The sequence below is a fragment of the Clostridium sp. Marseille-Q5894 genome (assembly GCF_946902305.1).
In the GTDB taxonomy this organism is placed as follows: Bacteria; Bacillota_I; Bacilli_A; order Erysipelotrichales; family Coprobacillaceae; genus Thomasclavelia.
Map to the genome: position 1 here is coordinate 128,935 of NZ_CAMPPT010000007.1, position 14,381 is coordinate 143,315.

Consider the following 14,381-nt stretch of genomic DNA (forward strand, 5'->3'; position numbering starts at 1 on the left):
TAATTAGTTCACATTTAATTCATACAGTGGTGATAGGATAATAGTGTCGAAAGACAACCATAATAATATGTAAAATATATTAATCCCCTCATATATGTTTTACAACTCAAAATGATGGATGATTCCCTCTCCCATAAATCTCATCCATCATTTAGAAGCCTCCCCTGGCTTCTTTTTTAATGACATGATAAATATTAAATAAGGAGGACAAATATGATGGAAAATATTACATTATCTAATGGTGTAAATATTCCCCTTGTTGGTATGGGGGTATTTAAAATTGATAGTGAAGATATGATGAAAGAAATCATTGAAAATGCTATAGATTGTGGATATCGTTTGTTTGATACAGCACAAATGTATAAAAATGAAAAAAGTCTTGGAAATGCATTACAAGCAGTGTCGATTAATCGTGAAGAATTATTTCTCATTAGTAAAGTAGATAATGGAAATCAGTGGTATGAACAAACAATAAAAAGTTTTTATGAAACTTTAAACGATTTACAGACTGATTATTTGGATGCTTTTTTAATTCATTGGCCAGGTCAAAATAAAGAACGTATTTTATCGACATGGAAAGCGTTAGAAGAGTTATATGAAAAAGGAAAAGTAAGAAGTATTGGAGTATGTAATTTTGAAGTTTCACAATTACAATTTCTTTTAGCGAATTGTCGTATTCCACCAATGATAAATCAAATTGAGCACACACCTTTCCTCCATAATCAAGAATTATTAGATTATTGTCGAAAAAATAATATTCAGATTATGGCGTGGGGTCCATTATTACGTGGAAATCTAGAAGATCCAAAATTACAAAAAATTGCTGATAAATATGACTGTAGTGTTGCTAAGCTTCTTCTTCGGTGGAATGTTCAGCAAAATATCATCCCTATTCCTAAATCGAAAAATAAAGGGCGAATGCAGTCAAATATAGATATTTTTTCTTTTTCTATTGATGAAGAAGATATGAAAATTTTAAATCATTTAAATAAAAATCAGCGTACAAGCCATGATCCAAATACATTTGATTTTTAGGATCAAGTAAAGTAAAAAGGAAGAATTAGTTTTATTGAATGTTTCAATAAATTAATTCTTCCTTATTTTGATAATTTAGAACTTATGGGAATCGTTATACCGACATTAAATAGTTTATTATCGGCATAAATATCAACAGTCCCCTGATATTTATAAATAATACTTTTTATCGATTCCAAACCAATACCATGCTGCTTAGGATCATCTTTTAATGAAAGATATTTACTACCAATTTTTCTAATCTTACCATTATAACTGTTCTTAAAAACTAAATAAAACGTATGTTCAGTTTCTTTACTATTGATTTGAATAAATTTATGAGTATCTTTTTGTTGGAAACAAGCTGTAATACTGTTTTCTAATAAATTACCAAGAATGATACACCATTCAACATCATTTAATGGACTAGCTTCAGGTAATGATAAATTAAGACTTAATTTAATATTTTGTTTTTAACAAAGTTCTGCATAATATTGTAAAAGCGCATCAACAGCAACATTATTAGTAAAAATAATATTGAAGTTGTTAGAAGTGTCAATGAATTCATTAGTGTTACTAATATATTCAATTATATTTTTTGGATTAGTTTGTTTAGCCATGTTATCGATTACGCAAAGATGGTGTTTAAAATCATGAATCAAACGTCTTTTTTCATCAATTACTTCTTTTATCTTGAGGGTATAAGCCTGCTGGATATCCAATTGTTTAGTTATCTGGCGATATTCTTCAATAAAGGCTAGATTAAGAGTATAGGTTTTAATAATGTTTTTCCAAAGCAAAATAGCAATTGAATATATTACTACTAAAATACCGCCTTCAATAAAACGAATACCATAAATAGGTTCATAGTTTATAAAGACTCTATCCCATATACAGGCACAGGCAAAAAATATTTCACTGTAAAATAATAGATTAGCTTGTAAATAATCGTTTTTAACAGCATAATAACTTGTAATTAAAAGATAAGCAGCTAATAAAATTTTAAATAAAAAAATTAAATCAGAGAAAAGTGCAATAATATTAAGATCAAGATTTCCAGAATTTAAACAATAAAAGGCAATCAGTAGACAAAATAAGCCTGTTGATATCATGGAAATCAAAGCAGTTTTTTTATTTATATAACAAAGACGATTATGTAAAACAACAATCAATAACATTGCTAAATAACCGGATGTTACTTCAAAAAAATACCAAGGGAAAATAGAGGTAACAAACATTGTATGAATGATTGGATATGAAATAAAACCTAATGAGGTTAAAGATAAAAGGAAAAAAATAAAGGTGTTAGTTTGTTTACGAACAATACAAAAATATAATGAAAAAGTAGCTGTAATCAAGATGATAGTTATATTAATTAGATTTATCCCTAAATGAATGCCACGGACATAGTTTAAACTAGTAGGATTTCCAAAAGCTGGCGGGTATACCATTCCACTATAAAAGTGAGAATAATTACTAACGTTGATGATGATCGTGATCGTTCCTGATTGTTTAAAAGTAATCAATCTATTGGCAGTTTTAGCCTCGTAATTATCAGGATCAGGATTACCGATCGAAAGCATCATTTCATCATTGATATAGATAGTATAAGCAGAAAAGATTTCTGGAATATCTAGGGCATAAGTGTCTTCTTTAGGAAGTTTGATTCTTAAAACATAAGTGCCTTTTCCATAGGGATCAAAAATAGCATTTTCACCAATTGTTACATCTTTCATGTAAAGATCAGGATCACCATTTTGAAAATCTTTTGGACTTAATAGTACATCAGGATAGAAAGACCAGCCACGACTAAGAAAATAAGCTGTATCTTCTTTAAAGTCTTCTTTTGAAAGAATCAATAAACCATTAGAAGCTTGTAAAGATCTTTGATCGTATTTATTATCAAAATAAAATAAAGCAATAAATAAAAGAGAAGAAACTGTTATAATTGATAATATTTTAAGATATTTGTTTAACATTTTTAATTCCTCTTTTTATAATAATAAAACCAATTACGACAATTAAAAATAAAATATAAGGTAAATAATTAGGTTTTGTCTTCTCTTGTAAATGTGTTATTTGATATAAACCAGGATAATCTGTTTCAAAAGTTACTACTTGTAATTTAGAATCATATGTACCATTATAATTGCTGTCATTATTAATAATTTCAATTTCAGTAACATTATCTTTCAAAGAACAAGGAAACATTACTTTCATATTATTAAGTTTATCTATTTTTTGATTATTTATTTTTATTTCAAAGCTAAAACTATAGTCATCGACTTTATTAATATCAATTTCTACTAAATCAGAATCTTGAAGCTTTAAATCAGCAATCGTTGAACTAGGAATTGAAATAGTAATTCCATGCTTTGAAAACTTAAGACTATGATAACTATTTTCCTGCATTAATGAGATTCGGTATCCTGATAGGATATCTTTATCATTTCTAAAATACTCGTTATTATCTAGGGGCTGGTTTTCATTTACTGAAGCAGTATTATTTTCACTTTCTTCAGGAACTGGAGCAGGTTGTTCTATTTCAGGTAGCGGCGGGTTTTTACTGTCACCAGCATCACGATCACCACCAATATTTTCATAGACCGGTTTATCATGATCTTTATAATATTGAATAATCTCAGAAGCATCTTGACCATTTTGAAAATAAAAATAATAATATTTATTTAATTCCAGCTTAGTTTGACTTAATCTAAAAAAATCGCTAACGATCGTGTCATCTAATATTTGCCATGATTTATTTTGCAGATCTTGATATGTTAGTTTTACATCACTTTCAATATAAAAGACAGTAGTTTCATTTTGTTTTCTTTTTAACCAGGAAAAAGTAATATTTGAAGCATTATCGCTCATAATAAAAATATCAAAGTTATTTGGATCACTGACACAAACAGAAAAGGTGACTGTTTTGATGCCTTCGTCAAGTATATAATCATCTACACAAACATCATCCAGTCTTAAATTAAGATAAACTGGATATATACCAGCAACGTTTAAATTAACATTGCTAATATCAATATTATCTATTATTACACGGGCATCAGCTGTATCATCATCATTATAGCCAGCGATATAAACTTTATTTTTATTTTCAACAAACTTATTAAAAGCATCATGATCGTTTAGTGCAACTATAATACCGGTGGTAAGAATGTCATAACTTGTGATTTTATTGACGATTGGTTTAGTATTTTCAGGTTCTGTTTCATTGTTTAGGGCATAAACCATATTATTAGAAATTAATAAAATTATACATATAATAAACGTAATAATTTTTTTCATCTATTTACCATTCCTTCAAAAAATATAGTGACGAAATGTTTTTTCAATACTTTTTCTATTTCTAATACTAATAGGAATGCTCTCATTATTATTAAGAACAAAATAAGAATCAACAGTTCTATTGATGTGTTCCATATTAACGACAATACCTCTAATACAATTAATAAAGCGAGAATCATTTAATAATGGTTTGGTAATTTCTTTGAAAGAACCGCTTACTTTAATAGTTTCGTTGATTAAATGAATTCTTGTGGTTCGATTGGCGATATCAATATATAAGATATCACCGGTATTTATTTTGACTTCAATTCGAGAAGTTTTTACTTTAATAAAAGGGACATCGTATTTAGAAAATATTTGACAAAATTCCATTGCCTGTAAAAAAGATTGATCATTTATAGGTTTAACTAAATAATAAGTAGCATGAACAGAATAACTTTCGAGGGCAAATTCATTTGATATTGTAAGAAAAATGAGTTTGCATTTTTTATCTTGTTGGTATATTTGTTTTGCAGCTTCCATACCGTTTAGTTTATCTAAAAAAATATCCATAAAAATAATATCATAAAAATTAGGTTCAAATTCTTCTAAGAATGTTTCGGCATTTTTATATGTAAATATGGAGTAATCAATTTTCTTATCAGCAAAATAATTATCTAATATTTTTACTAAAATATTTTGGTCTGTTTCTAGATCATCAATAATTGCAATTTTCATAGATTACCTCCTCAGGACTAATTTATAATATTAGTTTAATTAATTTGTTTAATAAAAGCAAATATTATTTATGTTAAGTTTTGCTGTATTTATTTTAAACTTAACAGGCATCAAAAAATAGATAAATATGTTAAATTTTGTTGAGATATTTTAAATAAAAGATAAATTATTATAACACTACATTTAAATTAAAAAAATAATGTATTTGAAACAAAAAAGTCGCGTTTTAAGCAAAGGTTATATGAATAAAAAAGAATTTTTATTAAAATATATAAGGATTAATTAATCACATCATATAAATTAAAGTTTTAATTTTAATAGCAAGAAAAGGAGGAATAAACAAAAATGTTTAAAAAAGAAATAATAAAAAAATCATTTTTAATATCATTTATTTCATTATGTATGATGTTTTCCCTGTCACCAGCAATGGTCTTTGCAGTTGAAAATGAGACTGGAGAACCATCGATCGGTGATGAAACACCTGATGAAACAGAATCAGTGGAAATAGCTAGTGTTACTATTGGAGATAAAACAACTGTTTATAGCTATGGTTCTGATGAAGAATATACAACGCTTGATGATGCATTATTTGCAGCCTGGGAGTCTGCCCAAGGTAAAACAGCTACAGTCACTTTATTACAAAGTGTAGATTGGGGTTATACGTCAACTAATAATTTAGAAGTAACCCAAGACAGTGATATTACATTATGTATGAGTGAAGGGGTAGCATTATCAGGAAGTGTAACTTCTGTTGATACTGGTTTAATTCTTGTTTCTGGTAAGCTTACTCTTGTAAATGCGACAGTAACAAGCTATGGTTATAATTGTATATATGTAATTAATGGTGGTAACGTTCAAATTGATGGTGGTGCGATTTCTAGTATTAATGGCTATAGTTGTATAGCTGTGAATGTAGCTAATGGTGAAGCTACGATCAACGATGCTAAAATTGACACTTTAGGTGGGACAGGACTATATGCTACAGGTAGCGAGAGTAATATTTTAGCTAATAATTGCTCATATAATCGATCATTTACAGTTATAAAAGCAGAAAATGAAAGTCAAATCACAATTAATGGCGGAACTATCGTGGCTAGTGCTTATGGTATAGATGTATCTGGTGCAAATATTAGTATCACTAATGTTAATAACATCAGTGCTCCAGGCGGTAATGTATTATTAAAAGGTAATACGGTTGCTAAAATCAATAATTGTACTAATAATAGTACTGCTGCCTATGGAGTCCAAATAAGTAATAGTAATAACAAGCTGGAAATGATTAATAGTACATTTCCTGCTATAAATACAAATGGAAATGACTGTAATAATAATAGTATTACTATTGATAGCAGTACGATTAATACTACGGGACCAAATAATATATATGTAAGAGGTAGCGATAATGAAATTAGTGTTACTAATAGCAAGCTGAATGCTAAAGCAAGGTATACAGCAAACGCTGCAATTGGTTTATTTGGTACTAATAACAATGCTATTGTTAATAACACTGATATTGTCGGTGAAAATGATGATTATGGTATATATGGTGAATCTTATAATCTTACAATTAATGGTAGTAAAATTAGTGGCTTTGAGAATGGGATACAAGCATATGATAGTAGCGAAATTACAGTTAATGATTGTGTAATTGATACTACTACGGGTAATGGATTATTCTTATATAATATGGTAAATACTGCTACAGTAAATAGATGTACAATTAATGCTGGTGCTGTAGCTATATATCATCGTGGTAGTGGGACTTTTATAGTCAATGATTGTACTCTTACTGGGAAGGCTCATGGAATAGAAGCATATGCTAGTACTGCTAAAGTTATGATCAGTGATACAACAATTAGTGCAACATATAGTTTTTTATCAGTGAATAGTGATAGCACTGTGAAAGATGCTTTAGCACCTGGTAATGCTTTTTATGATAGTGATAATAACTTGATTACAACTGGTTTAGATGGTGATGAATTAAGAGGAACTAACTATGAAGTTACTACAATAAATATTAGAAAATGCAATCATGATTATACATATACAGATAATGGTGATGAATCTCATACACGTCATTGTCTAGCATGTAATGATACAATTACATCTATGCATGTTTATGAAAATGGTAAATGCAAGTTTTGTGGTGCTGAAAAAGAAACTGTAAAATATACTTTAAATGTTTATATTGATAACGAATTAAATACTTCACAAACGATGGAATATGAAGAAGGATCAATAGTTACTGCTAAAGCAGAAACAATAAGTGGTAAAAAATTCTCTCATTGGGCTCTTAATACCCCTGAAGGTAGTATGTTGAGCAGTAATGAAAATTATACATTTAGGTTAACTGGTAATATGTCAGTTTATGCGGTCTATGTAGATGAAGCGGAAACAGTAGAAAAATTACCTCAGGTTGCGGTAACTGATGTTCATACTTCAGGTACTAAGATTGTATATGAAGTTACACGCTCTATTCCATCAGAATATACCGTTATAGAAGCAGGTTTGTTATATGGTACTAGTGCAAGTACGTTTGGTAATGGAACAGCAGATGAAAATTTAAGATTTGCAGATAGTAATACTAATGGCGCAACTACTGATTTAAAAGCAAAAGTGTATAAAGTAGCATTTACATCTAAATCGTTAGAAGGAAGTGCAATCTGGTATATAAATGTTGGTTCAAATACTGATAAATCAGTTTATTTAAGAGGTTATGTTGTAGTAAAAGATTCAAAAGGTCAGTATCACTATGTATATAGTGATGTAATTGATAAAACACACGATCAGGTAACTGCTGGTAATTAAGCTATAAAACTGTAATCATTAATAAAACAGGTAGAAAGAAAGGTGATTGAGATAATGAATAAAGAATCATATGTAACTCCAGAAATAGATATTGTATGTTTTGAAATCAAAGATATTATTACGACTAGTGGAGTTTATGGAGAAATAAGTGGCGGTCTTGATGATGATAGCAGCCTTGATTTTGAATAATTAAAATTAGATTAATTAATCGAATGGACGGCAGAAGTGCCATCCAATGGCATGAACTATATATTATGAGTTCATGCTTTTCTTTTTCTAATAAAGCATATACTCAAAAAAAGTGCAAAATCCCTCTGCAAGATTTTTGGTAATGTCAAGTAATTTGTGTAAGTAATTTTAAAATTATTATTCAATTGTAAAATTTTTTTGCGGTTGTAGTTAAACAGTATCAGATATCTGTAGATAATGTATCTTTAGAAACAGTAGTAAATAACATGTTGACATTAGATGAAAGTAAGTATACAGAATCGTCATGGGAAATCATGTTACCAGTTTTACAAAATGCTCAAGATGTTTTAAGTGGTGTAAGTGCAAATCAAAATGATATTGACAGTGTATTTGTAAAATTGACGACAGCATATTTAAGTTTAAGATTAAAACCAAGTAAAGATTTACTTGCAGGCTTAATTAAAAAATAAAGATATATATTATTGATGATCGGATCAAGAGTGATGTAAATTGTAAACCACTGGTTTAAGCCAGTGGTTTTATAGTGTTTATGACTAAATTATGATTAGTTATAAGATTTTATTAGCAACTAATTTTAAAAAAATCATATTTTAACTGTCCATATTAAAAATGATAAATTAGTTCATAAAAAGCGAAAATAATGTAAGCGCTTTTATGATATTGTTAATATATAGTAACAAATAGACGTTATCTTATTTTTATATAGAATAGGAGTTGATATTTCGAAAAAGAAAATATATTTTAGGAAAAATAAATAAAGGAGGATATGTGATGAAAAGATTTATAAAAAAAGCAGGTTTGATGTTGTTAGTACTGTCATTATTTTTTACTTCTGCAAATTTTAGAATCTATGCATTTGATAATGATCAAATGCTATATGTGGATTTTGATGAAAATGTTGAGGATAAATCAGGTAATGGTAATGACGGTACGATTCAGGGAAATCCAGAATATGTTGACGGAGTAAGAGGTAAAGCATTGCATATTGTTAATAGCAATGGCAGTACAAGTGAAGTAGCAAATCAATATGTTGATTTTGGTAATAATATTAAATTTACGAATAAAGATTTTGCTATTTCTTTTTGGTATAAAAGTGATAATGGAGTTAGTGCTGGAGGAGCATTGATTTCTAATAAAAATTTTGATTCTGGAAGTAATGCTGGATTAAATATTGGTGATTTTGATACCGGATTAAGAGTGAATTTTACCCCAGAAAATAGTGGACGTTATGATGTTTATAATTTTGCCCCAATTGATGGAGTATGGCATCATGTTGTAGTTAATTTTGATCGTGATGGAACGATTGATACTTATTTAGACAATCAGTTTGTTAAATCTACAGATATTTCAAGTGAGGCTAATAAAAGTATTGATGTAACTAACTTTGTTGTTGGTGCTGATGGTTATTTTAAAAATGGTTTGAATGATGCTTATATTGATGAATTAAAAGTTTATTCACGTTTAATGAATGAAACTGAAATAGCTACAGAATATAATCTTAATGATGATGAAATCATTCATTTAACTTTTGATGATGAAAATGCTAATGATGTTAGTGGTAATGAAAATCATGGAGTGGCTTCTAATATTACATATGCTGATGGTATTGCGGGAAAAGCGGCTCATATTGTTAATTCTAATGGAAGTTCTAGTGCTGAAGTTTCTTCATTTATTAATTTGAAAAATGCAGTAGCTTTAGGAGTTGAAGATTTTACAATTAGTTTTTGGTATAAAACAAGTGTTGGAAATGAAGATGGAGGAACGATCATTTCTAATAAAGACTACGATAGTGGCGCTAATGATGGTTTCGCAATTGGAAGTTTTACTAATGAAATAAGAGCTAATCTAGCTTTTAATCGAACACGTAAAGATATTAAATTCACAGCTATTGATGGTTCATGGCATCATAATGTAATTACTTTTGATCGTGATGGAATGATGTCTACTTATACTGATGGAATAAAAACAAGTGCGGTAGATATTTCAGCCTTTAAGGATAATAGTTTAGATTTAGGTGATTTAGTTATCGGGGCTGATAGAAATAAATGTTATGGTTTATTAGATAGTTATATAGATGAGCTTAGAATTTTTAAATCAGTAAAATCTGATCAAGAAATTACACGACTTTATGAAGAGTTTAAAGAACCTGATATAATTCCAACTGGTGATATATTGTTAAAGGCATCGTTTGATGATAATGTTGAAGATTTAAGTGGTAATGGCAATCATGGTAATATTGTTGGAAATGTAAGTTATGTTGATGGAATAAAAGGGAAAGCAGTTCACATTATTAATTCTAATGGCAGCACAAGTGCGAAGGCTGAACAATATATTGATTTTGGTAATAAAATCAAGTTAACTGATCAGGATTTTTCTTTATCATTCTGGTATCAAAGTGATAACGGTGTATCTAATGGCGGTGCGATGATATCTAATAAAGATTTTAATTCTGGAGGTAATGCTGGATTTAATATTGGTGATTTTAATACAGGATTAAGAGTGAATTTTACAGCCCAAGGCAGCAGTCGTAGAGATGTTTATAATTTTGCTCCAATTGATGGAATATGGCATTATGTAGTTATTAATTTTGATCGTGATGGTTATATTGAAACTTTTGTTGATAATCTAGCAGCAGGAAAGACAGATATTTCTAGTGATGCTGGTAAATCGATCGATGTAGCGAATTTTGTTGTTGGCGCAGATGGATATTTTAAAAATGGTTTAGATGATGCTTATCTTGATGAGTTAAAAGTATATTCTCGTTTAATGAGTAAAGATGAGATCAAAGCGGAATATGATACAACATATTTACAATATGTTGTAAATGATGCGGATAAGTTTTATCAAGAAGCGGTTAAAAATGTTAAATATGATCATGATAAATTAACTGATTTAAATACAGCTATTGAAATTGGTAAAGCTGCTATCGAAGCTGATGATTATAGTAATGTTGAGATTTTAGTAAGTAACATTCAAATTAAATTGGCTTTAGTCAAAGATGGTGTTGAAGGTGTTGTTGAAGGTCAGGTTTTATATTTGAGTTTTGATAACGAGAATGTAAAAGATGAATCAGGACGTGAAAATCATGGTACAAGTGTAGGAGATGTAAGTTATGAACCAGGGGTAATCGGAAAAGCGTTACATCTTCAAAACGATAACGGAAGTACGATGCAAATAGCTAAGCAATATGTGAATTTTGGACAGCCTGATGACTTGAAATTTAAAACAGATGATTTTGCTATTTCATTCTGGTATAAAACTGTAAATGGCGGTGGCAATGAAGCGGCGATTATTTCTAATAAAGACTGGTCTACAGGCAGCAATGTTGGAATGAATATTGGAAACTTTGGCGATAGTATTAGAGTTAATTATACAGGATCTGGATGTAGTCGTGATGATATATATGGTTTGAGTGCTAATGATGGTAATTGGCATTATATAGTTGTTAATTTTGATCGTGATAATGTAATTAGTGCTTATATTGATGGAAATTTAGAGAAGACAACAGATATTAAAGATACTTTTGGTAAGAGTATTGATGCTATTGATTTTGTCATTGGAGCAGATGGTAATAAAACTCAGGGACTTAATGATGCATATCTTGATGAAGTAAGAGTAATGAAAAGATTATTTACGACTACAGAAATTGAGGAATATTATTTACCATACCGTCTTCAAATGAAAATCGAAGATTATACAAATGTTTTAAATCAAGCTAAAGAAGATGGTTATGATGAAAGTAAAATAGCCGAATTTGAAAAAGTATTAAATGCAGTTAATGAAGAAAAAATAAATGCTGATGCAGATACGATGCGAAAGCTGATCAAAAATCTTACAAATGCTTTTGATCGTTTCCAAACTTCAGAAACACCAATAATGAGTTTCCAGGTTTTATCAGATGTTCATATTGATGGAACTGAAGAAGATAATCAATCAATATTAAATTTAGTTGATGCTTTAGAAGACATTGCAATGTTAGATCCAACGAGTTCGGCAATTTTATTCCCAGGTGATTTTACAGATGCTGGATCAGAAGGGCAATATCAGGCATTCTATAATACTATTGAAAAGTATAACTTTACAAAAAGTATAATTTCGTTAGGAAATCATGATGTTCGCTGGTTGTGTTCAGGAAGTAATCGAAATGAACCTGGTGCAAATATTCCAACATGTAAATATGGTACTTCACCATTTATGGAAAGATATTTAAAATATAATACTCCTTATATGGATGGAGTCGAAGATCAGGCATATTTTGATACTTGGATCAATGATTATCATTTTATTACACTTAATACAGAACAGGATTTAAAAGATAATGCTTATTTGTCTAATGAACAATTAGATTGGTTAAAAGAAGTAATCAAAGAAAATGCTAGTATAGATAAACCAATTTTTATCCAAATTCATCAAGCATTTACAGGAACTTCAGATCATGAATCATTAGATTTGATTGGTGAACAAGAAGAAGCATTAAGAGCAATACTAAAAGATTATCCACAATCAATCGTATTTACTGGACATGTTCATAATGGAATAAATTTAGCTAAAGTACATCAAGTAGAATTTGGATATGTAGTTGATGTACCAGCATTTAAATATCAATCTTATGGTGATCCACGAGCTCAAATTGGTTACCAGGTAAATGTTTTTGAAGATAGAGTTGAAATTAGACCACGAGATTATAAAAATGATGTTTGGTTAGATGAGTATAAAACAGATATTCCTTTAGCTAAAAAAGAGGTTATTACTGATAAATTAGCATTATCGATAGCTGTTGAAATGGCAAATAATGTAACTGAAGAACAGTTAGCTAATGTCGTTCCAGCTGTCGTTAATGAATTTAAAGCAGCACTACAAGAAGCAACAGTAATCTTAGCTGATGATAGTGCCAGTCAGGAAACTATCAATGCTTCATTTGCCCGCTTATCAGTTGCGATGCAGATGTTAGAATTTGTAAAAGGTGATAAGAGTGCTTTAGAAGCTTTGATCAATGAAGCAAATAGTTATGCAGAAGAAAACTATACAGTCACTTCATGGACAGCATTTAAAGAAGCCTTAGAAGCAGCTAATGCGGTAGTAAATGATGAAAATGCAATGCAGGAAGAAGTAGATGCAGCTTATGCTGATTTACAGACAGCAATCAATAACTTAGAAACAGCAGCTAAGGCAGATAAGACATTATTAGAAGGATTAGTAAATCATATTCTAGGACTAGATAAAGATAAGTATGTTGAAGAATCATGGAATGCGATGGTACCAGTATTACAGAAAGCACAGGATGTTTTAGCGGATCAAAAAGCTAGTCAAAGCGAAGTCGATAAAGTATATATCGAATTAGTAACAGCATTCTTGAATTTAAGATTCAAACCAGTAGAAGAGGTAGATAAAACTGAGTTAGAAGCATTAATAAAAGAAGCAGAAGGCTATGATGAAGAAGAATATACACCAAGTACATGGAATGTATTAGAGGAAGCTTTAGAAGCAGCTAAAGAAGTAATGAATAATGAAAATGCTACAGAAGCTGAAGTAGAAAAAGCAGTCAATGATTTACAAGAAGCAATCAATGCTTTAACAAAGAAAGCCGATAAAGGATTCTTAGAAGAGTTGGTCAATAGAGTAGAAGAATATAATGAAGAAGACTATACAACAGGATCGTGGGCAGGATTACAGGAAGCTTTAGAAGCAGCAAAAGAAGTATTGGCAAATGAAGAAGCTACAGAAGCAGAAGTAATCGATGCATACAATAATTTAATCGATGCAGTTGAAAACTTAATCTTAAGAGCAGATAAGACATTACTACAGGGAATGTATGATAGGTGTGAAGGATTAGATAAGAGTAAATATACAGAAGCAAGTGTTACAAACTTAGCAGAACCAATGGCAAAAGCTAAAGCAGTATTAGATGATCCAAATGTAACACAAGATGAGGTAGATAATGCATATTATGGATTATTGAAAGCATATTTAGATTTGCGGTTGATCCCAAATAAAGAATTGTTGACAGGAACGATTGCTAAAGCGATGGAGCTAAATAAAGTAAATTATAGTGCAAAGACATGGGCAGTAGTAGAAGAAGCGCTAGAAAAAGCTAAAGCAGTAGCAAATGATCCCGAAGCTATGCAAAGTGAAGTGGATAAAGCTAAGGATACTTTAACAAAAGCAATCGAAGGGTTAGAAAGTACATCAGTTGTAAAAACAGGAGATACAACAAGTGTTGCTACAGGCGATGATGTAAACACTCTTTATTCTCTTTCAGGTATGGTAATTGCTTCAATCTTCTTATATGTAAATAAAAAAAGAGAAATCAATTAGTATTTGATTTTCTT

Annotated in this window: 9 protein-coding genes; 5 read left to right on the forward strand and 4 right to left on the reverse strand. The window is 29.7% G+C overall.

Translation table 11 applies throughout. The features are described from left to right. The first annotated feature begins 213 nt into the window (after nucleotides 1-213). The gene (locus OC535_RS11245; protein WP_051409446.1) at nucleotides 214-1,035 is read left to right on the forward strand and encodes an aldo/keto reductase family protein; all 822 of its coding nucleotides are present in this window, start codon (nucleotides 214-216) and stop codon (nucleotides 1,033-1,035) included. 62 nt (nucleotides 1,036-1,097) lie between these two features. Here OC535_RS11245 and OC535_RS11250 read toward each other — a convergent pair whose 3' ends face one another. From OC535_RS11250 to OC535_RS11265, 4 genes are read right to left on the reverse strand one after another with little or no spacing between them, the layout of a single operon-like run. Beyond that, complete coding sequence (locus tag OC535_RS11250) at nucleotides 1,098-1,478, reverse strand: ATP-binding protein (RefSeq protein WP_498823894.1); 381 nt, start codon at nucleotides 1,476-1,478, stop codon at nucleotides 1,098-1,100. A gap of 9 nt (nucleotides 1,479-1,487) precedes the next feature. Continuing rightward, entirely contained in the window at nucleotides 1,488-2,993 is a 1,506-nt protein-coding gene (locus tag OC535_RS11255) for a hypothetical protein (RefSeq protein ID WP_498823863.1), read from the reverse strand. After that, nucleotides 2,974-4,317: a hypothetical protein gene (locus OC535_RS11260; RefSeq protein ID WP_498823864.1), complete on the reverse strand. Its 1,344-nt coding sequence runs from the start codon at nucleotides 4,315-4,317 to the stop codon at nucleotides 2,974-2,976. Before OC535_RS11260 ends, OC535_RS11255 begins: the two co-directional genes overlap by 20 nt. Nucleotides 4,318-4,332: 15 nt before the next feature. Then, complete coding sequence (locus tag OC535_RS11265) at nucleotides 4,333-5,034, reverse strand: LytR/AlgR family response regulator transcription factor (RefSeq protein WP_498823865.1); 702 nt, start codon at nucleotides 5,032-5,034, stop codon at nucleotides 4,333-4,335. Between the two features lie 345 nt (nucleotides 5,035-5,379). Here OC535_RS11265 and OC535_RS11270 point away from each other — a divergent pair, with 345 nt between their 5' ends. The 4 genes from OC535_RS11270 (at nucleotide 5,380) to OC535_RS11285 (ending at nucleotide 14,367) form a co-directional block, all read left to right on the forward strand. Then, nucleotides 5,380-7,842, forward strand: coding sequence for a right-handed parallel beta-helix repeat-containing protein (locus OC535_RS11270; protein ID WP_498823866.1), 2,463 nt, complete (start codon nucleotides 5,380-5,382; stop codon nucleotides 7,840-7,842). Nucleotides 7,843-7,896: 54 nt separating this feature from the next. After that, a complete protein-coding gene (locus tag OC535_RS11275) occupies nucleotides 7,897-8,031 on the forward strand; it encodes a hypothetical protein (protein WP_264467764.1) in 135 nt (44 codons plus the stop codon). Between the two features lie 266 nt (nucleotides 8,032-8,297). Continuing rightward, complete coding sequence (locus OC535_RS11280) at nucleotides 8,298-8,501, forward strand: hypothetical protein (RefSeq protein ID WP_498823867.1); 204 nt, start codon at nucleotides 8,298-8,300, stop codon at nucleotides 8,499-8,501. A gap of 322 nt (nucleotides 8,502-8,823) precedes the next feature. Continuing rightward, the gene (locus OC535_RS11285) at nucleotides 8,824-14,367 is read left to right on the forward strand and encodes a LamG-like jellyroll fold domain-containing protein (protein WP_498823868.1); all 5,544 of its coding nucleotides are present in this window, start codon (nucleotides 8,824-8,826) and stop codon (nucleotides 14,365-14,367) included. The last annotated feature ends 14 nt before the right edge of the window (nucleotides 14,368-14,381 follow it).